Here is a 25478-nt window from a genome sequence, read left to right on the forward strand (position 1 = left end):
GTCGAGACCGACCGAAACTGATAGCGACGGTCAACTTTCACCGGAACTGAACCGATACCGTCGTCCGAGCCGCGGCCGATTGGACGAGGCGCAACGGTTCGCTCAGTCGCTCTCGTCGTCGGGAGCTAACGCGATCAGCGCATCGAGTGCAAGCACATCCTCGGACCGCGCCAAGAGCGGATTGATCTCGACCTCCGACACTTCGGACTCCTCGACCAGGAACTCACTGACCGTCTGTATCGCGGCGGCGATCGCTTCCCGGTCGACGGCCGGTTCGCCACGATATCCGTCGAGAAGTTCCGACGCCTCGAGTTCGTGGGTCATCTCGAGGGCTTGTTCTTCGGTTACCGGTGCGAGCCGGTGGCTCGTATCTTGGAGGACTTCGACTGCGACGCCGCCGAGACCGACAAGCACGGTCGGACCGAACGACGGATCTCGCGTTCCGCCGACGATGACTTCGATGCCGGCGTCGACCTCGAGTGCGGATTCGACGCGTACCGCCGCGTCTATCCCCTGACGGTCGGCCGTTTCGAAGATTTCACGGGCGGCGTCGGCGACCGCATCGTCGTCCGCCACGCCGAGGACGACACCCGCGCCGTCGCCCCAGTCGCTTTTGTGCTGAACGCTTGGCGATTCGATCTTTACGACGACCGGATAGCCCAATCGCCGCGCTGCGTCGGTCGCTGCTTCCGGCGAACGAACGGTTTCACCGTCGGGGACATCGATGCCGTGTGTCGCAAGTACTTCTTTGGCTTCGGATTCGGTTAGCGTGGTTCGTCCCGTTGACGTCGCCGTTTCGATGTGATCAGTCATCCGTGTTCACCTCGCTTTCGACGGCGTCAGCAAGTGGATTCCGCTTCGCGTAGTTGACGAGCGCCCCGACAGCGTCGGCTCCTCGTTCGGGAGTCGTGTACGTCGGAATGTCACACTCGGTCATCTTCTCGAGTTCGGGCTCGAGCGCCGCTCGTGCACCGCCCGTTGCGAAGACAATCGGTTTTCCGGTTGCCTCCGGGAGGCCCTCGAGTGTCTCCGTCGGGAATCCGAGTCCCTCCTCGAACAGTTCGTAGACGAGGACGATATCGACGTTCTCGTCGCGAGCGACGGCTTCGACGACGTCCCCGAATTCGGGCATCGGACGACCCGTGTCGACGGGGTTGGCCGAGAAGGTGATTCCCGGCAGGATCTCCTCGACGACGGCCTGTGTCTCGTCGCTCAGCGAGGGGAGGGTCGCTCCGTCGGCTTTCAGCCGGTCCGTGATCGCGATCCCCGGACCGGCTTGTGCGGTCACGACGCCGACGTTCGGTCCCGACGGGCGCGGACAGTCCGCCAGCGCCGTTCCGGCGTCGTACAGTTCGGCGACCGAACGTACCGTCGGGACGCCGTACTGTGCGAAGCCCGCTTCGTACAACTCGTGGTCTCCGGTGAGCGATCCGGTGTGTGATTCGGCGAAGTCGCCGACGTCTTGTTCGCCGACGTTGTACGCGACGACGGGTGTCGATGCCGACTGACACGTTTCGAGGAGACCTCGAGCATCGTTGGTCCCTTCGACGTGCAGGACGATGGAGTCGGTTTGATCATCGGTGTCGAAGAAGTCGATAGCTTCCTGAAAACCGACGTTTGCACTGTTGCCGAGTCCGACCATTGCGGACACACCACGCCCTTCGTTTTCCGCTCTGAACGCGGTCGCAAACGCAATTCCGCCGCTCTGGGCGATAATTGCGACGTTTCCGGAGCGGATATCTTCAGTCCCGGTTGCGAAGGTGGCGTGTAGATCCTCTGCAGGACGCAAGAACCCGCTCGTGTTCGGTCCAAGCAGATGGACATTTCCGTCGTCTGCGGCCTCGACGAGTCGTCGCTGTAACTGTTCGCCCTCTTCGCCAGCTTCGGCGAAGCCGCCCGAAAAAATAACGGCGGCTCCGATACCCGCCCGACCGCAGTCTTCGATTACGTCCGGAACGACCGGCCCGGGGACACAGGAAAGCGCGAGGTCGACGGGACCGTCTATCTCCGTTACCGAGGAGACGAACTCTCGACCGAACACGGTTCCTGATCCGGATGGGTTGACCGGATAGATCGGCGCATCGTACGCAATCGCGTTTTGCATCGCTTCGTACCCGATCTTTCCTTCCGTTGCCGAGGCACCGACTACGGCAACGCCATCGGGGTCAAATAAGCTATCTAAGGCCATAAGTGGATTTGTGTATTACGGAGCATAGTGTTTTCCCATCCGATTGTTTTCGTCGCAAGTCATGTCCGTCGGTGCAGATAAGCTATCCGCCGATCGACGGTCGAAGCGATGTGAATGCACCGCTCAGTGTACCGATAATCGGTTCGCTGTCGATAACCGCGATATCGTCTACGGATCCGTTAGGTCCAGTCGTCCGGATCCACTGCATCCATCGGTTCTGTTCGGTGTTCCTCGTGCAGGTCGAAGTCCCCGTCCGGGTAGTAATCCGGGGCCTCGAGTTCGAACCCGCTCCAGATGAGCGAGAACTGGTCGAGTTCGCCCCAGTCGGTGTACTGGATCGGTTCGGCGAAGATGGTATCGACCTCGATTTCTGCATCGGGGAAGGTATCTTGTATCGCGTCGTTCGAAGCGACACCCCACGCGTAGTCGGCGGTAATCGCACCGAGCGTGTCGAATCCGCGATCTTCGACGAGTCCTTCCTGGCCCCTGATGAACGCCGGTGACGGCGGCAGTCCCGTCCTGAAAGTGTAGTTCGAATCGTGACTGACAATCTTGATGTCTCCCGCCGCGTGTAGAAACAGCGGAATCTCGTGGTCCTCCCCACCGCTGGACATGACCGTTTTCCTTCTCGAGTGTGGTTGTGGTAGACAATCACGGGCCCTCGTCTCGTGTGTCCCCCGTTTTCATGTGAACTTCTAACCATGCTCTATCGTATAGCTTGCCAGCAGACTATTATAAATTCTGGTTGGTATTGTCAAGCGCATCGCTCTCAGACCTCGAACGGCTGCGAGTTCGCCGACGGATTCGTGTCTCATAGACGACTCTTACCGAACCGTCGGTTCCGAGAATACGTGAACAAGTTTCAATAGAACCGACGAGTAACGTCTCTCAATGAGTGGTCCGGAATCGAAAAGCCAATCGGTCAAATCCGACGAAACCCTGTTCGCCATCGTCGAATGCGTTCAGGACTCAGAGCGCGCGGGCGTCACGGAGATTGCCCAGACGCTTGAGCTTGCGAAAAGTACCGTCCACAAACACCTCGCCACCCTCGAACAACACGGGTATGTCGTCAACGAAGGGGGGACCTACCGGCCCGGATTGCAGTTTTTCGGCGATGGAATAGACGTTCGAAACCAGTACGATGTCTTCCACGCCGCCAAAGACAGGGTAGACATGCTCGCCGCCGAAACGGACGAAGCGGTGTGGTTGGTCGTCCACGAAAACGGTCGAGTCATGTTTCTGTACGGCTCCGTGAAAAATAACACCTTTAACAGTCATTCCGTGGTGGGACAATGGAAACACTTACATTCGACTTCGGGCGGGAAAGCGATTCTCGCGCACTTACCGGAGCAAACAGTGCACGAACTGACCGCTCGAGACGACCTCCCGAGCCATACCGAGAACACGATCACGGACCGAGCGGAACTTGAGGAGCAACTCGAGGAAGTTCGTGCCACCGGCGTCGCGTGGAACCGGAAAGAGGACTTCACGGGCGTGCACGCGATTGCGGCACCGATTATTCTCGATGGCGAACCGATCGCTGCGATCACGATTGCGGGTGCCGCGAGTCGACTCACCGAGGAGTACTGTGAGACACAGCTCCGGGATCCACTGCTGGAAGCGGTCAACGACGTCGAACTCCGTCTGGCGTACGACTGATCGTCGAGCGTGATAGCCCCCGATCCGTTGCTAGCTGAGCACTTTTTGGAACCTCGCTTCGTCGAACATCGCTCGGCCTATTCCTGCGCTCGAGTCTTTTCGAACCCGTTCCTGCGTTCGAGTTTCTTCGGACTCATTCTTGCATTCGAGTCTCTGACGAACCGACCCACGCCGGTCAGCAGTCGTCGCCACCCGCGATCAAACGCCGCCAGCAGTCCCAATTCGGGTACTCTCGTATCCGTGGCGTCAGACGAAAATTATTAATGTAGATGGGAAGTGGTATGACGTACCTTGGAGAAACGATGAACTTTATTGAGTCTTTTAACAGGTCAGTACGGTGTAATTCGGAAGAAACAGCGATTATTACTGACGACGGATGGAGCGAAACATACGGGGAACTCGATAACAGGTCGTCTCGGTTGGCGAACGCGTTGACGGAGCGATGCGGGGGGGACCGTATCGCGACGCTGGCGTGCAACGGCGTGTTAGCTATCGAATCGATAGTAGCGAGTCACAAGCGCGGTATCGGAAACGTCCAACTGCCGTTTCGGGAGAGCCCGGGGAGCATCGTCTCGATGCTGGAGCCGACTGAAGCGACGGCGTTGCTCTTCGACGACAACAACGTCGAGAAAGCACTGGAAGTTATCGACCGGTCGGCTATCCAGACGGGTATTCACCGCGGTGACGCGTCCGTGGATCACGACGCCGTCGAATCGTACGACGCGATTCTCGAGGAGGCCTCGAGCCAAGCGCTCGAGACGGACTCTTCTTACGAGCACGGGATCTTCTACACCAGCGGAACGACGAGCACGCCGAAGGCCGTTTTACACGACCAGGAGTCGATGTGGCTCGGAAGCACCCAGGTAATCATGGAGATGGGTATCGAACAGACCGATATCGCACTCGTCACGTCCCCGTGGTATCACATGGTGACGTGTGACGCGTGGATCCTTCCGCACATCCAGGTCGGTGCGACGATGGTAATCCAGACCCATTTCGATCCGCACGAAGCGCTCGAACTCATCGACGAGTACGATATTACTGGACTACTCGCGGTCCCGACGCAACTCCACGCGCTTCTCGACGCCCAGCGGGAGGAAAACTATGCGATCGCCGATCTTTCGTACATTCGAACCGGGGGATCGATCGTTACAGAGGCGCTCGTCAAGGACGTTTCCGATCACCTCACCGATAACCTCTACAATACGTACGGATTGACGGAGGGTGGTCCGAACCTCACATACGCGCATCCATCGCTCCAGTCAGAACATCCCGGGACGATCGGCAACGAATCGTTCATGTGGGAGATCCGAGTCGTGGAACCCGCGGGAGCATCCGATGCCGTCGACCCCGACGCGACGGTCGGTGCGGGCGAAACCGGAGAAGTGATCGCCCGCGGTGATGGAATGACGGACGGCTACCTCGACCGTCCGGAGGAAACCGAGCAACTTTTCGCCGGGGAGTGGCTTCGAACCGGCGACATCGCCGAGATCGATTCCGACGGGACCCTCCATATAATCGGTCGTGCGGACAACATGATCGTTAGCGGGGGCGAAAACATCTATCCCGAGGAAGTAGAGGAAATCCTCGAGGGGTACGATGCCATCGACGAGGCGGTCGTAATCGGGTTGGAGGACGATCACTGGGGAGAACGAGTCGTCTGTGTCGCCTGTCTCGAGGACGAGGCGAAGGCCGCTGAAACCGAACTCGACGAGTTCTGTCAGGATCACGATCGGCTGGCGAATTTCAAGCGACCGCGAGAGTACATCCTCACGGAGGAACAACTTCCCCGGACTGATACCGGAACGATCGAACGAGAGACGGTATCGCGCGAATTCTTCGATACCGAATAATCGAGCCGATTGGCGTTTTTTGATGACACCGTTCCCTGTTCGTTCGAGACGAGTCACCGTAGTCGCATTCGGGCTCCTGACCTGTTTTAGACAGTAATTTTAATAAAAATGGGAGCGAAGCCGAGGTATGGTCACCGAGTTCGTTTCGGGAGTGTACGATATCACGGTACGGGACGATGGCAACGGACGCTACCGAGCACACTTCTTCGATTTGCCTGTGCCGACCCTCGTCGACACGGGCCTTGAAAGCACTACTGACGCGCTCTTCGAAGGAATCGAGGAAATCGGTACCGAACCCGAACGCGTGATCATCACCCACGGAGATGGAGACCATATCGGCGGTCTTGAGTCGGTAAACGAACGGTACGATGTCGAAACGTGGGTTCCAGCGCAGACGAACGTCGACGACTCGCTCGTCGACCGGCGTTTTTCAACCGGCGATACCATCGGGCCGTTCGAGGCCGTACACGTTCCCGGTCACACTCCCGATCACCACGCACTGGTCGACGAAGCGAACGGTATCGCCGTTCTCGGTGATGCAGTGTTCGGCTCGGACGCTCGAGGCCTGCCGTCGGGATACTTCGTTTTGCCCACCGGATTTTACTCGGCAAACCTGCTCGAAGCCGACGAACACCTCGAGCGACTCCTCGAGTTCGAGTTCGATGTCGGCCTCGTTTATCACGGTTCGTCTGTGAAAACCGATGCGGTGGCTACACTCGATGACTTCGTTAATTTCGACGGCAAGCCCCAGTAATCTGCTTTGGGGAGAAACGGCATTCACTACGGGATCGGATCGAAGTATTGAAGGACTGTTAGCAGAATTTCCGGGTAGCATGCTTTCTCCGCCTATTCGCGGCCAATAGTTATATTATACTCGTCTGGTTATAACCTTGTAAATGGCTGATGGGAATTTATTGCTTCAACCTTCGGACAGTGCCGAAACTAACGGGGACGAAACCGAGTTGGAGCAACTTCGTGAACAGCGGGACTTCTGGCGAAGTCTTTTCGGAGATCTCGTCGACGAATTTCCGGAGCCTGTGGTCGTCGTTGACGACGACGGAACGATCACCCACTGGAATGATGCCCACGTCGAGATGACTGGCATCACCAAAAATGATGCCGTCGGGAACAAGGCGATGAACGTTATCGGGACCGACGGCGTCGACGAAACGTTGGCTGAGGAGATCGCTCGCAAGGGAGAACCGGTCCGAGAAGACAAGATCCGCTCCGGCGAAAGCGACGGCGATAGCTGGCACATTCGCGCGGCGGGTACTCCGTTGCGATCTCCCGACGGCGAATCTATCGGTGCGTTCGAATACGTTTCGATCGTCACCGATCTGGTCGAGCAGCGCAAAGAACTGGAGCGAATTCAGACGGCTATTAGCGAGACTGTTGAGGGAGCAGTTGGAGATCTATTGGCGGCCGCCGAAACAAATGCAGAAACCACCGAAGAGGTCGACAACCTCGCCGAAGAGCAAGTCGAAAACCTCGTTGAGGTGCGCAACGAGATGGAATCGCTCTCGGCGACCGTCGAGGAAATTTCCGCCAGCGCCGAGGAGGTCAGTAGTCAGAGCGAAGCCGCAGCCGAACTGGCAGAGGAATCGAAGGACGCCACCGGCGAAATCGTCACGATGATCGACGACGTTCGAGGGGCGACCGACACCCTTTCGGAAAGCAGCCGCAACCTCGAACAGCGGATGGAAGAAATCGACAAAGTCGTCGACGTGATCGATCAAATCGCCGATGAAACGAACCTCCTCGCGGTCAACGCGAACATTCAGGCAGCACAGGTCGATGCAGGGGCGGAAGGGTTCGGCGTCGTCGCGGACGAAGTCAAAGAACTCGCCGACCAATCGAAAGAAGAGGTCGAAACGATCGAAGACATTGTTGACGATGTCAGCGAGAACACGACCGAAACCATCGAAAGCGTCGAAACGACGATCAGCCGGGTCGACGATGCAATCGAACGGGCCCGTATGGTCGACGACAAGCAATCCGAAATCAAGTCCGCAGTCGAGGAAGCAAATACCGGGATCGAACAAATAGCCGGGGCAACCGACGATCAGGCGGCAACTGCAGAAGAGGTTGCCACGATGCTCGGCAGATCCGTCGACCAGATCGAGGACGTTTCGGATGAAATCGAGACCCTCGCGGAAACCAACGATAAGCAGGCCGAAAAGGTCAGAGAGGTTCGGGACGACGTTCGAGACCTCGAGTCTGATCTCTCCTAGCGTCGGTATTTCGGCATACTCGCGCCTGATTTGTTCGCCCACGACTGTTGAAGTAATATGCCTGTCAGGAGGACAGTGCGAGAAAAAATATTTAAATAGCGCTGGTGTCTGGTACTCAGTGAATGCGAAACCGTCTCATCGGGAGCATAACGAATCCTGATGAACTTCCTGAAGCGAATCTGTCCGTTCTCGGTATCACGAGTATCGACTCTACGCTGGCATCCATCCCCGACCTCGGGGCGACGGTACTGCTGCCAGACAATGATGTCTCTACCGTGGTCCGAACTATCTTTCCACAGCCGTGAACCCCTGTTCGAATCGTCCAATTACAAGCGATGACTACGAGTTCCAATAATCCACCCGACGGTAGTATAGCCACCCCGACAACGGATTCCAGAGCGGAATACGAGTACGTCTCTACGGACGTCGACCGTCCGGGTCTCGTCGACGATCTCAGGGAGCGTCTCGACGGCGACGTTCGCTTCGATACCTACACGCGGCAGTTGTACGCGACTGATGCGAGTGCGTACGAACAGACCCCGATCGGCGTCGTCTTTCCGGACGGAACCCCGGACGTCGCCAGCGTCGTTTCCTATTGTGCAAAACGCGAGATCCCAGTCCTCCCGCGGGGTGGCGGAACGAGCCTCGCCGGACAGGCCGTAAACGAGGCGGTCGTCCTCGATTTCACCCGCTACATGGACGGGATCGTTTCGATCTCTCCCGAGGACGAACGCGCTCACGTCCAGTCCGGAACCGTCCTCGAAACGCTCAACGAAGCGCTCGCACCGCACGACCTGAAGTTCGCTCCCGATCCGGCGGCAGGAAACCGCAGCGCCATCGGCGGAGCGATCGGCAACAACTCGACCGGAGCGCACTCGCTCGTGTACGGAAAGACCGACGCGTACATCGAGGAGTGTGAAGCCGTCCTCGCCGACGGGACCGTGACGACGCTAGGCGAGATTTCCGTCGACGAGATCCGTGCGAAAGCGGATCCCAACGGCGACCTTCTCGAGCGCGTCTACGCCCAGATCACCACGGTTCTCGACGAACAGGCGGACGCCGTCCGGGATCGATTCCCCGATCTGAAACGCAACGTTTCCGGATACAATTACGATGTCCTGGTCGAGGAAGCCGAAACGGGTACTGTCAACCTCGCCCGATTACTCGCCGGGAGCGAAGGAACGCTCGCTATCGTCACGGAGGCGACGGTCTCTCTCGAGCCCCTTCCGGAAACCAAGGCCGTCTCGCTGTTGTTCTACGAGAGCGTCCTCGAGGCGGTCACCGACGTTCAGTACGTTCTCGAACACGATCCGGCGGCCGTCGAACTTATCGACGACGTGTTACTCGGGTTAGCTCGAAATACGGCGGAGTTCGAGGAGGCCGCTTCGCTCGTTCCGCCGGCGGCAAACGCCGCGTTGCTCGTCGAATTCTACGCCGAAGACGACGATGACGGACGAGATCAAACGGCCGGCGTTCTCGCCGATCGAGTGCCGGACGGCGGCGACGACACCGAGAACCCGCCACCGGCCGATCATCCACGGTCCGACGACAGCTTGGCATTCGCCGGTCTCGAGGCCCACGAGAGCGGAGAGCGAACGATGTTCTGGACCCTTCGAAAGGCTGGACTTCCGATCTTACTCTCGCGGACGTCCGACGAAAAGCACATCAGCTTCATTGAAGACTGTGCCGTGCCGCCGGAACACCTCCCCGAGTTCGTCGAGCGATTTCAGGAACTACTCGCCGAAAAGGATCGCGACAACGACGCTGCCTTTTACGCCCACGCCGGACCAGGCGTGCTACACGTTCGCCCGCTCGTGAACACGAAAGCGGATCGCGACCGCTTGGACATGGTCGATATCGCCGACGAGGTGACCGACATGGTCGTCGAGTTCGGTGGGAGCGTCTCGGGCGAACACGGCGACGGTCGCGCGAGAACCCAGTGGAACCGCAAACTCTACGGGGACGAACTCTGGCACTCGTTCCGCGAATTAAAGACCGCCTTCGATCCCGACTGGTTGCTCAACCCCGGAAACGTCTGCGGCGATCACGACATGACCGAGCACCTGCGCTACGACGACGAATACGCCTATGACGCCGGCCTCGATCCCGCCCTAAACTGGGACAACGAGAACGGAATGCAGGGAATGGTTGAACTCTGTCACGGCTGTGGCGGTTGTCGAGGCAGTCAGGACACGACCGGCGGCGTCATGTGTCCAACCTACCGCGCCGCAGACGAGGAGATTACGGCGACTCGAGGCCGGGCGAATCTGTTACGCCAGGCGATGAGCGGCGATCTTCCGGACGACCCCACCGACGACGAGTTCGCCGAGGAGGTGCTCGATCTCTGTATCGGCTGTAAAGGGTGCGCTCGAGACTGCCCGAGCGAGGTCGATATGGCCAAGCTCAAAACCGAGGTTATGCACGCGCGACACCAGAAACAGGGAGCGAGTCTGCGTGACAAACTGTTCGCTAATTTCGACACACTCGCCTCTCTTGCAAGCACGCTCGCGCCGGTTTCGAACCTCGCGCAGTCGATTCCAGGATCGAAGCTTCTCGCCGAGAAAACGGTCGGTATTGCACGGGAACGTTCCCTTCCGACGTTCCACCGTGAGACCGTTCAGGACTGGTTTGAAGCACGCGGAGGCTCGAAAGTCTCTGCCGAGCAAGCGAATCGAAAAGCCGTCCTTTTTGCCGATACGTACACCAATTATAGCCATCCCGAGGTTGGGAAAGCGGCTATCCACGTTCTCGAGGCTGCTGGCGTGCACGTCGATATCGCCACTAGAACCGGGAGCGGTCGGCCCCCGCTTTCGAAAGGATTCATCGATCTCGCTCGCGAACGGATGGATGGAAACGTTGCGGAACTCGAGCCACGCGTGAACGACGGGTGGGACATCGTTCTCGTAGAGCCATCGGATGCCGTCATGTTTCAGTCGGATGCGTTGGATCTCCTTTCGGGCGAGCGTGTCGAAGCTGTTGGCGCGAACTCCTACGGTATCTGTGAATATCTCGACCAGTTCCGCCTCGATCAGAATATCGACTGGAACGCGCCGGGCGATTACGTCGCCTACCACGGCCATTGCCACCAGAAAGCGTCGAAAAAGGAGCATCACGCAGTCGGCGTCCTTCGCCGTGCCGGTTACGAGGTCGATCCCCTCGATTCGGGCTGTTGTGGGATGGCAGGCACGTTCGGCTACGAAGCCGAGCACTATTCGATGAGTCAGTCCATTGCTGACATCCTCGTCGACCAGATCGATGCAAGTGACGCCCCCGTCGTAACGGCACCGGGTAATTCGTGCCGCACTCAACTCGAGGGACGGGAAGTCGACCCCGTTCCGGTTGGTAGTTCGCTTTCTGGATCGAAACTCGATGGAGATTCCCCGCCGACGCCGATCGAACTGTTAGCGTACGCCGCGACTCGCTAACCGACAAGCGGCTCTGGATACGTCTCCGTTGGTAAGTCCTCGTCTCGTCTTTGGGCCTGTTGCTCTTCTTTGAGAAACTGTTAACATGATACATGCGTACGCTTCACTATGGGATATCACAATATCGATCCGAATGAGCTTCCAGCGATGGAGGATCGATCGGCGACGGCTCGTTCGATTACGGATTTTGCCGATCTGAATAACATCGGTATTCGAACGTACGAGGCTGCTCCGGGCGAGAAACTTCCGCTTGCGTATCATTACCACGAGGAACAGGAGGAGGCCTTTTTCGTTATCGATGGAGAACTCCATATCGAAACCCCGGAGGGAGAGTTCGTTACGAAAGCTGGAAACGTATTCGTCGCGGAACCCGGGAGTCCACACAGGGCGTACAATCCGGATGATGCGTCCGACTCCGTCGAGGTACTCGCCCTCGGGGCGCCCTCCGTGGACGACGCTGCGGTGTACGAGCCCTAACCAGTACGTCCTCCTCGAGGTCACTCCGTCGATTCGCTCGAGGGGCGTCGAATCGGCTGGTTCATCCCAGCCACCACCGGAATAGTACTGGTACAGAAAGCTTGCAGTTCCAAGGGCGACACCGACAGCACCGAATCCGAGCCCATATTTGACTGGTGATCCTGTTGTCGCATTCGAATCCGAGCGCCGGTGCCAGCACTGCGTACTGCTCACGACCAATATTTGGGTATCGCAGTATGTGGTTTATGCAAACCACTCTACTCGTTTCGCATTCGAACTCTCTGTCTACTCATTGTATTGGTCCGAAATTTCGAATCGCTTGTGTTCGTTGAGCGTTATTGCATCTCGTTCACTGCAGTGTTCCTTGTCGTTGAAAGCAGTTTGAGAATCTCTTGATCGATTGAGTACCGAGTGGCGTTCCAAGCCTGAGCTGATGGGTAAAATTGATGGCGTCAACTGTGCTCGCTCACCAGTCGACGCTTGGAACGGAACTATATTTTCACCGATGACTGTTCAGCCATGTCGTCGTGCCCGTCACATCAATCCATTTCGACAGACCGCTCGTTTTGGCAGTGTCTAGTTAGGCCAGTTTGAGAGATGATTGAACAATGGGTCGAAGATCTCATTCTCTACAAATCATATATGGGCTTCGACGCCCGTGAAGTGATTATTCCGAAGCTCGGACGCGAACTGCAGGTTGGATCACGGCTACTCAACCGATTGTCTCTAGCGTTTGAACGGTATATTCGATCCAAACAAGTGTTTGAGATGCTGTTGTTGTATGCTGAAATCAACTCCTTGACACAAATATTAAAATGCTCTGTACAAAACGTACATTTGTCACTACTGCTCGTTACTTCCACTCATTGTATACCATTCGAACAATTGGATGTTGGTAGTGTGAAACTCGGTTGTTTGTAGCGTTTGTATGATCCAAACAATGGTTGCAAATGTGTGTTTCAAACGCAGGTTTCAAACAATTATTTCAGGTGGTAGTCACACTCGAAACATATAAATAATACTTCTGTTTGTTGGTGGGGTATATATGATCTGTTTGCGTAGTCTGACGAAAACTTATAGTTGATGCCTTCAATGAAACTCATACATGCTTTCATACGCGGTATACAGCGAAGCGGGCGGCGTCGGGAAAACGACGCTTAGTGCGAATCTAGCGGTTGCACACGCTCGAGCCGGGCTTGACGTCCTCGTCGTTCCACTCGATCCACAGGACGGTGACCTGAGTTATCTCTTCGATGTCGACGACGATCGGGCGAATACCGATACGGATACGCTGGTTCATCACCTCGTCGGGCGCGCAACCGATGACTTCACCGAGCTCGTTCGAACCGTCGAACACGGTGTCGATATTATTCCGGAACACAACCGCCTTGAGGATCTGGGTGAAGCGCTGCGCAAGGAACAGGAGGCCCGCAGTGACTTCGGCGAATCGTTCCCTATGTGGACACAGTTACAGCGTGTCCTCCGAGAGGCGAACGTCAACAAACACTACGATGTGCTGATCGTTGACCCGCCTGCGAGTTCGGGTCCGCATCTGTACAACGCCCTCGACGCGACACGGAATCTCGTCTTGCCGCTCGAACCATCGGGCAAGGGACAGGCATCCGTGAGCGGGCTCGATGACCTCGTAACGAACCTCGAGGAACAACTCGAGATCAATATCGGCGTTCTCGCGGCAGTGCCGAACCGATTCAAGGGCACCCGTGATCAAGATAGTATCATCGAGGAGATCGAAACGCAGGGGTTCGACGTCCCGGCTATTCTCCGAGACCGGACGTCCCTGCTCGAGGGCTGTTGGCGCAAGAAGTGTAGTGCGTTTACGTACGTGCGCGAACACCGCGATCGGCGACGAGAGTACGAACTCGAGACCCTCGAGAAATTCGATCGACTGGCCCGCCATCTCGAAGCGCAGGGCGATATCGAGGCACCGGCCCCTCCGGAAGCGGGCTCTCTCGAGCGTGAGGACGTGGAGGTCCGCGCATGACCGGGCTCAAGTCGGGGTCCGGCGACGATCTGTGGGGAGATGACGAAGAGACAACCGACGAGGAACCTGCCGATGGGAGATCGGACGAGAAAGCGGAGACCGAGACTGCCGAAGAGCGGTCGGTTCAGTCGGAATCTGCTGAAAGCACGCGGAACCAGGACCAAACGAGCCCTAGCCCCGGAAGTGCTTCCGAATCTGCCAGTTCCCCAGGGGGCGGGTCCGAATCGTCGACCGAGCGGCAGCCGGAATCTCCCCGGCGTTCGTCGACCCAGTCGGACCAGTCACATTCCTACATCGTTCGCCGTGCTATTCAGGACAAATCCGTTCAGTTCGAACGCGACGAACGACTCACGTTTTTCGTTCACGACGATGTCATCGAGGGCGAACGAGATCTCATAACTGATCTCGAGTCTACGCTCGGCCGCGACGTTCCAAAGTTTGACATCCGTGAGGCAGTGTATCGTGCCGCATTACGGAACCAGGATGACGTTCTCGAGGAACTGGTGCAGATGGGATACTCGGAAAACGAGTAACGGCCATCTCATAAATCACACAACGCGATATCTATTGTGGGTGCCAACAAATCGCACAGATTCTGAATTTGGATTTCTACAAACCACCAACTAATAAACACTTATTATCGATGTCGAGCTAATTCAGCGATTCAGAAGAGGTAGCCGGTACCCTACACTCAGGAGTGAATCAAGTGAATATCAACCCTCTCCTGTCTTTTGTGGTGGAATCTGATTCTGAACTAAGATCGACTCTCACTATTTCGTCAGTCGCCCACGCACCAAACCGCAGGCGGGGATGATTACAGTGGTAAAAACCAATACCACCTGGTTCTGGGTTGTCGCTGTCCTTTCGATCGTTACCCCCGATTGCAACTATGTCCTCGGCTTCGAACCCGCCGGTGCAGCTGACGAATACGATCACGTCCTGGATACAATGCTCGAACGCACCTAAGACCAGTTCAATCTCGAGTTTGGCCGGATCTACCTCGATAGCGGACTGCGGAACACCAAGATCATGGACGTCTGCGAAGAATATGATCTGAACTTGCCTTGTTGAACGCAAGACGGCATCGGGGTGGGGTTGCTGATCTACAATTTCACGGCGGTAGAGACGACTTTTCAAACTCAGAAGATGCAGTAGCTGTCAGTCACAGTGATTGCTGATGAGTCAAAACTATGGTACCTTGCTCCGTTGTTCCGGTGACGACGGTGATGCCTCTCCCGGATACGTCCGGAAAAGGGGAGCAGGCGGCGAGCCCTAACTCGCCGCCTGCGTTAGGTTATGCACGATGCACTTGCGAGTTAGCTCCCGGAACTGGCCGTGCCAGCTCCGGGAGCGGAGCTTCTCGCCGTCGTCTTGCTTCAACTGCGCGAAGCCGGTTTCACTCATCCAGCGCTGGTTGTAGTCATCGTTCATTCGTGCGTTGTGGGCCTTCTGCAACGGTGTCTGTTCCCTGTGATTGATCAACGGTCGTGTTGACTCGGAGCGACACTCCTCACGGAGGTCGCTCCACGAGTAGTTCGCGTCAGCAGACAACACACGCAGGTCTTCCGCGTTCCGGCGGAAGACCTGCATCCCGATGTGGCCGTCCCAGGCCTTCTGCGTCGTAAAGTGAACGTCCTTGATCGCTAGTGAGTTCACGTCGATCAAGATCGTTGTCTTCATCGACTGGAATGAGTAGTTCGCTCGGTCGCGGTAGTGGTAACTGGTTTGATCGCGCTGGAAGCCACTTGCATCAATCGCAGCTTCACCACTCCAGCCCGCCTGCTCCGCCGAAGCGCGGAGCAGGCGGCGGAGTTCACGCATCCGATACTCGTCTTCCCACCGGCAGAACGAACTGTAGTGCGGTGCCTCGTCGAGATCGAATACAGCAAGAACACCTGGCATCTCGTTGAGGTAGTCTTCAGTTTCACGGAGGCTCTTCTCCAGTTCGACGCGGAACAGAATTAACGCGATCTGTGTCCACTTGGCGTACCCGGCCGCGCCGTCCGGCGCGGCGGGTACGTCCGGATCGTCAACGTGCTGTTTGGCAAGGTCTTGATACATTCGCGCTAGCCGTCTGAACGATGCCATATCGCCAGACGGCGTCCATTTCCCGGTCAATCTGACGGAATATATCCGTGAGAGCGTCTGAGACTGTCGTCATTCGGAAGCAAAACAAGGCATATGAACTTGTTAATTCGGAGGGAGACGAACGGGAAAAACGCGAAAACCCTTGTGAAGAAACTACGGCAAACACCCCTGGCGGACAGAAAAGAGTCGAATTCGGAGAGGACAAGAAGGTGATCAATATCTTCGCCTGTCCCGATTACAAGGAGACGATCAAATCGACGGGTGAAAATGCTGACGGCAAATCGAAGACGTCGACTCTCGGCGAGTTCACCCCAGAAAATGACAATGAGAGCGCCTCAGAGGGCACCGAGATGAACGGATCAGACACCTTTGATGATATGGAATACGCGGGGGTGGAGGGGTTAAAGTTTGCGACGAACTCGCGATCGAGAGCAATGGGATGTGGTCAGTCTGGAACACCAACATGGACGTCGAAGAACGCGATCTCCGGGGCCTCGCCTATCAGTACCGGTACCGATAGCGGGTCGAAACAGCAATACGGCAGCTAAAACGGGACTTCATCGGATGGTGTGGCTCTGATAGTCCTCAAGTCCGTGCCTTCTACCTCGGAACGGGGCAGCTGCTGTTCAATTTCTGGGTTGCACTCAACCACGAACTCCCCTAACCTAGATCACACAGGGGTTCGAGTGACCGGACTCGAGTTCCTCCTCGGGATTCGCGAAGCCAATTTCGAAGCGGCAAAAGCAAGGAAGCTACCTGAAATATAGCGCCAAATTCGAAACTACTGCTAACCGTGATGGTTAGTCTTCTTGCTTCACAGTATGGAAGACTTCACCATCTGGCTCGAGGATTAGATGTGCAAAGGATCGTCGATCACCCTCAGGAGTAGGTATTTCGTGGGTAGTTTGCCAAACCTCTCCACCATCAACGGTAAAACTCGCTGAGAGTGTTCCTCCCTGATCAATCCGGTCTACTGTCCAAGTTTGGCCCCCTTTGACTGTTTCAGGGCCAAATGTGAATGGCTCATCGTTAAGTTCTCCTTCAACCATAACTTCATATTCCGTATCACGGTTGTTTTGAACTAAGAGCACATGTTCGATATTTTCATCTCGGTTGAGTAGCATGAATGTTCCTGCAACGCCTGCTAATACGGTTCCACCGGTGAGGAGGATATTACGTCTATTTGCCATATATTTTCTCGTCCGGCCTTGAATATATGCCTTGTTGTATGGGTGTCAGAACAGATAAGGTAATTAATGTTGTCAATACGATTTGCGACTAGTAGTTCACGTTCACGCCGAAGAAGTCTTCAATCCCGATCATCATATTCCCTGCTGGTCCTTTATCATCATCATCTGTATTGCCCCAATTGTGGATACCGAGAATCCAACAATGTTCATCCCCGGAATCGCCATATGCTTTGAGAGCGTGTCATACAATGGTTCTCAATAGGCAGTATTCACGGTCTTGATCTTGAGCACAACCACTGACTGACGAGGTTACTGACTTATACGCGAATTTGAAATTGTATAATCGTTAGGTACAGGGTGTGAGGCGTATTCTATGATACTCTGAGTGTACAGCTTCAAAGGAAATGAAATAGAGGCCCAAAATTCGAAATCACTGCTATAGTAGCCACTGAAAGTCATTGCACACCCAATCGAAAGACGGCTTCGCGATCAGTGTGTAAATCGTTTCAGTGGCTACTATAGCTAGGGCTTCTCCAGAGCCATCTCACTTGCTGCTTCTTCTTTCCTTATCGTTCTGCTCAATTTCTTCGACTGGCTTGAGGTTCGCTTCCATACGCTCGTATTTGGCTTTTCGAAGCTCCTCCCCTGACGGTGTCTTCGGCACGAATGACGTGCCTTCAGGGAGGTCAATATCTTGATCTTGGATCAGGTCTGAATCGGAGACCATTTTACGAATCTCCATATCCCGGTTAATTTTCCCAACCAGCTGCTCGAATGCCGTCTCACGTTCCTGCCGAATCCGTCGGAGCTCTCGGACCTTTCGCTCGAACTCCGTCTGTACTGCCCAATCATAGATCCGACGTCCAAGGATTGTGAGCGCATACCGCTTCTCTGTCCCATGCTCGGTTGGTCTGTGACTCACTGTGAACACGTCGTTCCCAACGCCTTCTGAAAGTCGTGTGGAAACCGTCGATCCACTTATTGAAACCGCGTCGACGAGCGCGTTGAACGTCGCTGTTCCCGTCCCGATCTCCGTGATGAGTTCCGCCGCCCCCTTCTTCCGAAGAAACGCCTCGAGTTCGTCCAAGCCCATCGTATCTCCCTGTTCTCCACCCATCACTATAAATCCAATCGATATTTGATTCAAACTGATTCTTGAACCACACCGAATTGTAGTCACAATCAATTCTCCAAGTACAGCACGCATACCCCTTCATATATCTCCGACCACAAGTTTAGAGCAGACAATCGACGCTGATGTCAGACTATATTTTCACTCCACTCTATATTGATATTCGTTCCTACGCAGTAGCCACGTCTACACAGTATCACTCCAGTCTCTGCTCGAGCAGAGCCCAGCAGCGGAGTAGCTCGCCCCAGAGGTGGTACAATGTCGACTGACCCGTCGGCTGTCGCTGAGTCAATCATTGTTCACGCGGAGACGCTCTGTGAACGAGAAGACCATCTCTGGGATGTCATCCGGAAACTCTCAATCCCCGTCGCCGAACTGGAGGATGCCCGCGATCAGAACCGCGTTAACTTCGGGACCGACGAAATGTTCCGCACGCTCTTGTTCAAGGGAATTCGCGGCATCTCCCAGAACGAATTAGCGCAACGACTTGGCCGGGAGCCGAGCTTAGTCAAGAGCTTCCACCTCGATATTACCGATCTCTCGAATACGCCCACCCAACAAGAGCTTTCGTACGCACACGCGCAGTTCAGCGAGGACACTCAGGAAGTCCTCAATCAGACGGTTGCTGGCATCCGGCAGGTGGCTCTCGACAACGACGTCCTCACGGAAGGCCTCGTTCCGTCAGTTCCAACGGATGACGAGGATGAATCGCCGAGCAAGAACGAGTACAAGAAAGAGAAAGCTCAGAAGACGCTGACGCTCGCTCGCAAACACGTCATTCCCGAATTCGACACCCATCGAGCAGCCCACAAGAAGTACTCCGACGAGGTGATGCTGGATATGTTCGCGAGTATCTGTGCGAACAACGGCAGTGCCCACTCAGAAGCCGAGTACGGCTGGCTCACTGATGACGACCTCATCTGCGATGACTCAACGTTCCTACGGGCAATCAAAAAGATCGCTACGCCAGAGGATTCGGACGGCCAGCTCACGTTCGAGGATTTCGGGGACGATGATTCGATGCCCGAGATCGACCAAATTCGGGACGCGATTATGACAGCGTTCAACGCCGCCACGGAGAACATTATCAACTCGATCCGGGGGGACGATCCATTCGACTCGCGTGAGACCGTTGCAGCGATCGACATCACCCACGAGCAATTCCACGTCTGGCCGTGGGAGGACAAGGAAGCAGGTATCGCGAAGCCAGACTACCCGAAGATGGTGAGCGGGTACAAGAAAGACGGCGAGTACAAACGTGGGTACAAGTACGCCACCATCACGCTGGTCGGTGACCACGCACCGATCGTCCTCGGCATTGAGCCGGTCAAGGAGGATTCTACATGGGAGCCAAACGACTCTCCATCGTACTCGAAAGCCGATTTAGTGAGCCGATTGCTCGACCGCGCGGAACAGTTCGTCGATCTGGATCTGGTGATGTTCGACCGAGGGTTCTACGTCAATCGCGTGTACGCAGATGTTCACGAGCGCGGGCTCACGTATCTCTCTCCAGTGCCGACGTACGAGGATGATTTAGCGGCGATCCAGAATATTCAGGAGCATCCAACAGCGGATGAAGCTGTCAAGCACGACGTCCCGTTCGGAATCGATGGTGAGATCCATCACGAGGCAGAGTTCCTCTATGCCCCGAGTACGAGCGACGATGCCGACGGAAAGTATGCAGTATTTGTGACAAACCAGGACCGCGTCGAGCCCGAAGAGATCTCGAGTGTCGTGAACGGGTACAGTCGGCGGTGGGATATCGAGAACCAGTACAAGTCGATCAAGGATTTCATGCCGAAGACGTCGTCGACGGACTATCGGCTTCGACTGTGTAACTTCGCGCTATCGACGCTGATCTATAACCTGTGGCGGCTCACAGACTATTTGATCAAGGTCGCGCTCGACGAGCCGATCCGGTCGCCGCCAGTAATTACGGCGAAGACGTTCGTGCGAGCGTTGGGCGACTTCCTGCGTGAGTTCGGGTAACGCTTTCCCCACTCCGAGTTCATTGATTCGGTAGCGGCCGCGCTGTCGATTTTTCGTATTTTTGGACCTCCTGTCACATGGGTGACCAACCTATAGCTGCTAATTCGATCTCGTCCGATTTTCGCCCCGGATTTAGAGTCGCCAGCTCGCGAATTTTCTAGTTTCATTTGTAAGTTTATAAGCACGCGAAGAATGTGAAATCGAGAACCATCTCTGCTAAGCATGCTTTGTTACACCGAGTGGGGCTAAACACCTCGAAAGGCCCCTAGCACATGCTGTCGTCGCCGTTCCGGGGCGGACGAAACGAGTGAATCAGTGTGCGGGAACGGACATTTCCGATTGATCCAGCACACATTGTGGCGGCGAGGAAGAGGATTGATTCCGTTCACAGGCGGGCGCCTCGTTTCTCGACGTCGAATTCGGACTCGAGGAATCCGACAACGAGCTCTCCCGCTCGTCTGGCACCGATCACGTTTCGGGCGAACGGGCCGAGGACCTGTTGTGCCGCGACGCCTGAAACTACGATCTGTGAGGGCGTCCCGTCCTGACGCATCCATCGGAGCGTGTCGTCGTCCAAAACAGGCGCCCCGTGATAGCCCGTCTGCAGCCCAGAGTCTCGGCGCAGGTGACGAAACAGCTCACCGTCGTACGGCGATCCGAACCCCGTCGCACAGACCAGTTTGTCGAGACAATACGCGCTGCCGTCGCGACAGGTGATGACGACTGTCCCGCCAGCTTCGGTTGCAACCGCGATTTCCGATCGCTCGAGTTTGATCTGCCCCTGCTCGAGTGACCGCCGTAGTCGGCGAAACACGTATGGTGGCATCGCTCCATCGTTTCGAGCCTCAGCTACTAGTTCCTCGCGAGCACGCGACGCCGGTGGGTGTGCGTGGAGTTTCTCGGTGACGCCCGAAAAGTGCATCCAGTCGGTGCTCGCTTCGAGTGTCTCCACCCGAAACGGGCTTCGGGCGAACAGAACCACGTCACGCCCCGGCATCTGAGCGAGCGTCGTCGCAAGTTGTGTGGCGGTGATGCCACCACCAACGATGCCGACGGACGATGTCTCGCCGATCGAATCAGGGTCGAACGTCGGATCCCAGACGTGAGTCACCGGCTGTGTCGAGACCAGTTCGGTCGCCCACTCCGGATCGGTAAAGGAGCGACCGTGTCCGATGGCGAGGAGACACCACCGAGTGGAGATGCGACCCTGCGTAGTTTCGATCTCGACAGCACCCCGATTATCTCGGATAGCAGTGGCTCGAGCGTCTATGTGGATCGATTCGAGGTTGTGTCGATCGCAAACCCACTCTGCGTGGTCAAAGAACAACGACGCCGTCGGTCGCTCTGCGCCGACCGTCGTTGAACGGAGTTCGTCTTCTCGCCCCCGTGCTCGAGCGAAATCCCTGAGGGAGAACGGATCGGTAGCGACGTGATGGACGAACGGAGATCTGAACTCGACCATCCCACATTGGCGACACTTCTGGCGAAACGACTTGAGGAGCCCAGACGGGTCGACGATACGCAACTCGCTCGGGGCTATTAGGTCCGCCTGCAGGAGCCGAACGGCCAGATGAACGCCGTGGACGCCACCTCCGACGATTGTGACGAGGGCGTCAGGATTCATCTCCGTCATGGCCATCCGCAGGTCCACCGCCGATAGAACTGTCCCCGACTTGCGGTGACTCGAGGGTCATCTTCCATTCAGTTCGCTCGTTGCCGTGCCAGCACGCGAGCATCGTGGCACTGGCAGTTACATTCGAAATGGGCCGCGCTATATCCCGCTGTTTCGGCCAAGTCGATGAGCGAATCGGCGTCGGATTGCTCACTGACTTCGAGGGTAGCGACCGACCGTTTGCGGCGTTCGAGCACCTCGTATACTCGTTCGGGGCTCTGTCGTTCAGGTGGGGGTCTCTCCATGGGTATCGTTTCGGCGGTCCACTTTGGAACACCGGCAGACGTCCGTCGTCGACGGCCGTCGAAGTATCTCCATCGTCATTTGCCTTGCCGACGCCTGGATAACCGATAAACGCGATACGGAGCGTCTCAGACTCGCGCTCGTTCTCGAGCGTTCCGATCTCTGTTAGCTTCGTCAACACTGTTATTGGTATCTGGGTCTCCTTCGATAATCAAAATTGTTATTCTACTACTATACTTTAATAACTTCTATGTACGGGATAGGCGACGAGACGACCACCCCCTCCAATCAGAACCATAAAACTACCAGTCAGCCATGAATGAACCCAGGCCTTCGAGGGAGACGTCAACTGATCCGCGGACAGCGCCGAGATCCACGCTCTACGCGTTCGTTCGTAGTTGCAGTAGCGTCGAAGTCTGTACGCTGTATCCACCCACTGTCATCGCCCCACACCGAACCGACGCGTGGATCCGTGCGACTGGCGATAGCTTTCGGTCGATCGAAGAGTGTCGGTGAGCGGTTGTGAGTTACGCCTCTGCGGTAACTCCCCGCATCTACGGTGGTCAATTGCCAGATAGAGCAGTACAGCGGAGAGTCGGGGACTCAACCGAAATTCTGTCGAGGTGAGCACCTTTCGTTCGTGATCGGTCAGACCGCTCCGTACCGTCCGACGTGATCGGAGACTCCCTCGACAATCGCCCGATCGTTGGAGAACTCCGGAATCAGTTCAGTGATCAGATCAATGATCAGTTCAGTGATCGGATCAGGGCGTTTCGGGCTTCGCCATTGGCACTCACGAGTGTCTGATGAATCTGTAAACGGCCGGTCAATCGTGTGAGTGGCGACGTTGTGAGTTCGAAGTAACCGCACCGACTGACGGAAAGTCGTTTGTCCCACGGTGTTTTTGCTCACCCGGTATGATTGCCCAAACGAGTCCAATGGACGAAATTTCGGATCCGCCACCGATTGATGAACTAACGCGGCGACTTCGAGACGGCCCACACGACGGCGTTTACAAACTCCTCCGTGCGTATCATCACGCCGACGCCGAGCGCAGAAAGGGCTTGGTTCGAAACGTTCGGTCGCTTGCGATGGAACAGCCGGCTGCTGTCTCCCCTGTTGTAGCTGAGCTATCCCGCTTTTTGACGGACGAGCAACGGGCTGTTCGGTTGACGACCGCGAAGCTATTCGTTACGCTGGCCAAGGCGGATCCGGACTCGGTCGTCAGCGTCGTTGACGAGCTGGCCGACCGTCTCGGAGACGAGGCGGAGTTCTATTACGTGCGAGCACGGTCAGCTGAGGCGGTCGGATACGTTGCCGTCGAGCACCCAGCGGGAGTCATAACCCCCACCGTCCTTGCGGAGCTTCGAATCGGATTGTCGTTCGACGAACCGGAGGTCACAGAAAAACTGTCCAAAGCACTCGCATACATTGCGTTAGGAAATCCGCGTCGATTACGCCATCACGTCTCCACTCTCGGAGAGCACCTCGACGACGAGAACGAACTCGTTCGGTATCACCTTGGTACGGCGATCGTCTCTGTCGGATGTGAGTATCCGGAGGTTTTGTCCGAAGTGATTGCCCCGCTTTCGGCTCGCCTTGATGATGAATCCCCTCATGTTCGCGGACGTGCTGCCGAGGCTCTCGGATTGTTTGTTCGCGTTGCTCCGGACACCCCCTCATTTCCGGACAAACAACTCGAAACTATGGTCGAACGTAGCGAGGAGCTGTTTGCAATTGAACGCGGTCGTTTTGCGCTCGCTCGAGGTGAGGAGTCGATTCCACCGGCCGACGGTGCGGACGGGATCGGATCTCTCGATGGGATCCGCGAACAAACGGACGAGATAGTTGACGAAATTACGTCACCTGCTGGGGAGTGTCCACACTGCGGGCTTGCTCTTTCGGAGGGTGGACCGCTGATGTGTCCGCGTTGTGGCGTGCCATACTAATTCTCTCCTGGTTTAGGCTGGCCAAAATCGAAAGCACTATTGTGTTTTAGGTTGGCCTAAATCATATGGTGCGTATCTTCGCTCAACGTGAGACAACTCGGAGGAGAACAGACGCAGGGTACACTGGGGCGGTCGGTAATTCTCGTCGTGTGGTTCCCCGTCGTACTGGTGACCTCGCGGCATGAGTTCCGAAAATACCGTCCGCGCCGAAACACCCACGCGACGGCAGTACCTCAAACTCGGTGGCTCCGTCGTCGGCGGCGGGCTGTTCGCCGGATGCCTGAACGATGATCGCGCGGATTCAATGGAGGCAGATCCAGACGGGACGTACTCCGTCACGATGGCACCGACAGGTGCGGTCACTTTCTCCGATGTTCCGGAAAATGTGCTGGTTTACAGTCTGTTGTACGCCGATATGGCCGTCGCGTACGGGCACGGTGATTCGATCAATTCGCTCGGTTTCGACGCCGAGGCGGAAGGACAGGCACTGAATTCCTTCTACGACGTTCTCGAGGGTGTTTCGTTCGACGGAAGCGACCTAACCCAGCTCAACACGGGCTCGGGAAGCGTGACGATCGATAAAGAATTGTTTTACGAACTCGATTCGGATCTGCATCTCCTCGATCCGTGTCTCGTCTCGTCGATGGACGGGTGGGACCGTTCCGATGTCGAAGAGATCAAGTCGACTGTCGGCCCGTGGTTCGGGAATACGTATAGTCGCGAACACGCTGAACCACCCGAGGAGTGTCGAGATGACTATCAATACTATACGCTCTGGGAAATCGCAGAGAACGTCGCTGCAGTCTTCCAGGCACGAGACCGATTCGAGGCTCTCACTGAGGTACACGAGGAGCTGATTCGGTCGATTCAGTTGAATCTCCCGCCCGAAGACGAGCGACCGACGGTCGGATCGGTCATTGTTATGGATGAGACGTTTTATCCATCGGAAACGAACGCTTCGGGATTCGCAACTGCCGATCTCCGTCCGTTCGAAGTACCTGATGCGTTTGCGGCCGAGGACATCACGTACGAGACCGCCTACGATTACGAGACCATGCTCGAAATCGATCCCGATATTCTCCTTCACCGGTTCGGAATCGCATCCTACGACGTGGACCATATTCGTGGAACGCTGGAGGATCATCCGGTCGCTAGTCAGCTAACGGCCGTCGAGAACGATCGCGTCTACGCGTCGGGGAATCCGATACAGGGCCCGATCATGAATCTCTTTCAACTCGAGATGGCGGCAAAACAGCTGTACCCGGACCAGTTCGGCGAGTGGCCGGGGTATGGTGGGGACACGTATCCCGAGATCCCCGAGGACGAACAGCTGTTCGATCGCGACTACGTCGCAGCTGTTATCCAGGGGGACTTCTGAGA

At 56.3% G+C, this 25478-nt stretch carries 20 protein-coding genes; 13 read left to right on the forward strand and 7 right to left on the reverse strand.

Annotated elements, in window-relative coordinates:
• Positions 1-102: 102 nt before the first annotated feature.
• The 3 genes from QNM96_RS13535 to QNM96_RS13545 form a co-directional block, all read right to left on the reverse strand.
• Positions 103-813 carry an acetate--CoA ligase family protein gene (locus QNM96_RS13535; RefSeq protein WP_283836978.1) on the reverse strand — a complete coding sequence of 237 codons (711 nt, stop codon included), beginning with the start codon at positions 811-813 and terminating at the stop codon, positions 103-105.
• Positions 806-2188, reverse strand: a complete 1383-nt coding sequence (locus QNM96_RS13540) for a CoA-binding protein (protein ID WP_283836980.1) — start codon at positions 2186-2188, stop codon at positions 806-808. The genes QNM96_RS13535 and QNM96_RS13540 overlap by 8 nt, the downstream gene beginning before the upstream one ends.
• A gap of 179 nt (positions 2189-2367) precedes the next feature.
• On the reverse strand, positions 2368-2802 hold the full coding sequence (locus QNM96_RS13545; RefSeq protein ID WP_283836981.1) for a hypothetical protein: 435 nt from the start codon (positions 2800-2802) through the stop codon (positions 2368-2370).
• Between the two features lie 277 nt (positions 2803-3079).
• Here QNM96_RS13545 and QNM96_RS13550 point away from each other — a divergent pair, with 277 nt between their 5' ends.
• The 9 genes from QNM96_RS13550 (at position 3080) to QNM96_RS13590 (ending at position 14801) form a co-directional block, all read left to right on the forward strand.
• Positions 3080-3847 (forward strand): IclR family transcriptional regulator, encoded by a 768-nt coding sequence (locus QNM96_RS13550; protein ID WP_283836982.1) that lies wholly within the window; start codon positions 3080-3082, stop codon positions 3845-3847.
• A 302-nt stretch (positions 3848-4149) separates the two neighbouring features.
• Complete coding sequence (locus QNM96_RS13555) at positions 4150-5700, forward strand: AMP-binding protein (RefSeq protein WP_283836983.1); 1551 nt, start codon at positions 4150-4152, stop codon at positions 5698-5700.
• Positions 5701-5827: 127 nt separating this feature from the next.
• Positions 5828-6454, forward strand: coding sequence for an MBL fold metallo-hydrolase (locus QNM96_RS13560; protein ID WP_283836984.1), 627 nt, complete (start codon positions 5828-5830; stop codon positions 6452-6454).
• 142 nt (positions 6455-6596) lie between these two features.
• The gene (locus QNM96_RS13565; RefSeq protein WP_283836985.1) at positions 6597-7931 is read left to right on the forward strand and encodes a methyl-accepting chemotaxis protein; all 1335 of its coding nucleotides are present in this window, start codon (positions 6597-6599) and stop codon (positions 7929-7931) included.
• Positions 7932-8266: 335 nt separating this feature from the next.
• On the forward strand, positions 8267-11356 hold the full coding sequence (locus QNM96_RS13570) for an FAD-binding and (Fe-S)-binding domain-containing protein (protein WP_283836986.1): 3090 nt from the start codon (positions 8267-8269) through the stop codon (positions 11354-11356).
• Between the two features lie 108 nt (positions 11357-11464).
• On the forward strand, positions 11465-11833 hold the full coding sequence (locus tag QNM96_RS13575) for a cupin domain-containing protein (protein ID WP_283836987.1): 369 nt from the start codon (positions 11465-11467) through the stop codon (positions 11831-11833).
• 1105 nt (positions 11834-12938) lie between these two features.
• Positions 12939-13835, forward strand: coding sequence for a ParA family protein (locus tag QNM96_RS13580; protein ID WP_283836988.1), 897 nt, complete (start codon positions 12939-12941; stop codon positions 13833-13835).
• On the forward strand, positions 13832-14368 hold the full coding sequence (locus QNM96_RS13585; RefSeq protein WP_283836989.1) for a hypothetical protein: 537 nt from the start codon (positions 13832-13834) through the stop codon (positions 14366-14368). Before QNM96_RS13580 ends, QNM96_RS13585 begins: the two co-directional genes overlap by 4 nt.
• A gap of 286 nt (positions 14369-14654) precedes the next feature.
• A complete protein-coding gene (locus QNM96_RS13590) occupies positions 14655-14801 on the forward strand; it encodes a hypothetical protein (protein WP_283836991.1) in 147 nt (48 codons plus the stop codon).
• Positions 14802-15107: 306 nt separating this feature from the next.
• Here the strand turns inward: QNM96_RS13590 and QNM96_RS13595 are convergent, their stop codons facing one another.
• Positions 15108-15923 (reverse strand): IS5 family transposase, encoded by an 816-nt coding sequence (locus QNM96_RS13595; RefSeq protein ID WP_283836992.1) that lies wholly within the window; start codon positions 15921-15923, stop codon positions 15108-15110.
• Between the two features lie 47 nt (positions 15924-15970).
• On the opposite strand from QNM96_RS13595, the gene QNM96_RS13600 reads away from it, so the two are divergent.
• Positions 15971-16471: a hypothetical protein gene (locus tag QNM96_RS13600; protein WP_283836993.1), complete on the forward strand. Its 501-nt coding sequence runs from the start codon at positions 15971-15973 to the stop codon at positions 16469-16471.
• Positions 16472-16723: 252 nt separating this feature from the next.
• Here QNM96_RS13600 and QNM96_RS13605 read toward each other — a convergent pair whose 3' ends face one another.
• Both QNM96_RS13605 and QNM96_RS13610 read right to left on the reverse strand, forming a co-directional pair.
• Positions 16724-17113 (reverse strand): hypothetical protein, encoded by a 390-nt coding sequence (locus QNM96_RS13605; RefSeq protein ID WP_283836994.1) that lies wholly within the window; start codon positions 17111-17113, stop codon positions 16724-16726.
• Positions 17114-17657: 544 nt separating this feature from the next.
• The gene (locus QNM96_RS13610; RefSeq protein WP_345782533.1) at positions 17658-18206 is read right to left on the reverse strand and encodes a hypothetical protein; all 549 of its coding nucleotides are present in this window, start codon (positions 18204-18206) and stop codon (positions 17658-17660) included.
• Between the two features lie 297 nt (positions 18207-18503).
• On the opposite strand from QNM96_RS13610, the gene QNM96_RS13615 reads away from it, so the two are divergent.
• On the forward strand, positions 18504-20234 hold the full coding sequence (locus QNM96_RS13615) for a transposase (protein ID WP_283836996.1): 1731 nt from the start codon (positions 18504-18506) through the stop codon (positions 20232-20234).
• A gap of 385 nt (positions 20235-20619) precedes the next feature.
• Here QNM96_RS13615 and QNM96_RS13620 read toward each other — a convergent pair whose 3' ends face one another.
• Entirely contained in the window at positions 20620-21873 is a 1254-nt protein-coding gene (locus QNM96_RS13620) for an FAD/NAD(P)-binding protein (RefSeq protein WP_283836997.1), read from the reverse strand.
• 1193 nt (positions 21874-23066) lie between these two features.
• Here QNM96_RS13620 and QNM96_RS13625 point away from each other — a divergent pair.
• Complete coding sequence (locus tag QNM96_RS13625) at positions 23067-24098, forward strand: hypothetical protein (RefSeq protein WP_283836998.1); 1032 nt, start codon at positions 23067-23069, stop codon at positions 24096-24098.
• Between the two features lie 181 nt (positions 24099-24279).
• Positions 24280-25476, forward strand: coding sequence for an ABC transporter substrate-binding protein (locus QNM96_RS13630; protein ID WP_283837000.1), 1197 nt, complete (start codon positions 24280-24282; stop codon positions 25474-25476).
• Positions 25477-25478 lie beyond the last annotated feature (2 nt).

Origin of the sequence: Halostagnicola sp. A-GB9-2 (assembly GCF_030068615.1) — an archaeon.
Taxonomy (GTDB): domain Archaea; phylum Halobacteriota; class Halobacteria; order Halobacteriales; family Natrialbaceae; genus Halostagnicola.

What these genes read in the sequence shown, in the direction of transcription:
- QNM96_RS13535 (WP_283836978.1), bottom strand. Translation starts at nt 813, where the DNA reads ATGACTGATCACATCGAAACGGCGACGTCAACGGGACGAACCACGCTA.
- QNM96_RS13540 (WP_283836980.1), bottom strand. Translation starts at nt 2,188, where the DNA reads ATGGCCTTAGATAGCTTATTTGACCCCGATGGCGTTGCCGTAGTCGGT.
- QNM96_RS13545 (WP_283836981.1), bottom strand. Translation starts at nt 2,802, where the DNA reads ATGTCCAGCGGTGGGGAGGACCACGAGATTCCGCTGTTTCTACACGCG.
- QNM96_RS13550 (WP_283836982.1), top strand. Translation starts at nt 3,080, where the DNA reads ATGAGTGGTCCGGAATCGAAAAGCCAATCGGTCAAATCCGACGAAACC.
- QNM96_RS13555 (WP_283836983.1), top strand. Translation starts at nt 4,150, where the DNA reads ATGAACTTTATTGAGTCTTTTAACAGGTCAGTACGGTGTAATTCGGAA.
- QNM96_RS13560 (WP_283836984.1), top strand. Translation starts at nt 5,828, where the DNA reads ATGGTCACCGAGTTCGTTTCGGGAGTGTACGATATCACGGTACGGGAC.
- QNM96_RS13565 (WP_283836985.1), top strand. Translation starts at nt 6,597, where the DNA reads ATGGCTGATGGGAATTTATTGCTTCAACCTTCGGACAGTGCCGAAACT.
- QNM96_RS13570 (WP_283836986.1), top strand. Translation starts at nt 8,267, where the DNA reads ATGACTACGAGTTCCAATAATCCACCCGACGGTAGTATAGCCACCCCG.
- QNM96_RS13575 (WP_283836987.1), top strand. Translation starts at nt 11,465, where the DNA reads ATGGGATATCACAATATCGATCCGAATGAGCTTCCAGCGATGGAGGAT.
- QNM96_RS13580 (WP_283836988.1), top strand. Translation starts at nt 12,939, where the DNA reads ATGCTTTCATACGCGGTATACAGCGAAGCGGGCGGCGTCGGGAAAACG.
- QNM96_RS13585 (WP_283836989.1), top strand. Translation starts at nt 13,832, where the DNA reads ATGACCGGGCTCAAGTCGGGGTCCGGCGACGATCTGTGGGGAGATGAC.
- QNM96_RS13595 (WP_283836992.1), bottom strand. Translation starts at nt 15,923, where the DNA reads ATGGCATCGTTCAGACGGCTAGCGCGAATGTATCAAGACCTTGCCAAA.
- QNM96_RS13605 (WP_283836994.1), bottom strand. Translation starts at nt 17,113, where the DNA reads ATGGCAAATAGACGTAATATCCTCCTCACCGGTGGAACCGTATTAGCA.
- QNM96_RS13610 (WP_345782533.1), bottom strand. Translation starts at nt 18,206, where the DNA reads ATGGGCTTGGACGAACTCGAGGCGTTTCTTCGGAAGAAGGGGGCGGCG.
- QNM96_RS13615 (WP_283836996.1), top strand. Translation starts at nt 18,504, where the DNA reads ATGTCGACTGACCCGTCGGCTGTCGCTGAGTCAATCATTGTTCACGCG.
- QNM96_RS13620 (WP_283836997.1), bottom strand. Translation starts at nt 21,873, where the DNA reads ATGGCCATGACGGAGATGAATCCTGACGCCCTCGTCACAATCGTCGGA.
- QNM96_RS13625 (WP_283836998.1), top strand. Translation starts at nt 23,067, where the DNA reads ATGATTGCCCAAACGAGTCCAATGGACGAAATTTCGGATCCGCCACCG.
- QNM96_RS13630 (WP_283837000.1), top strand. Translation starts at nt 24,280, where the DNA reads ATGAGTTCCGAAAATACCGTCCGCGCCGAAACACCCACGCGACGGCAG.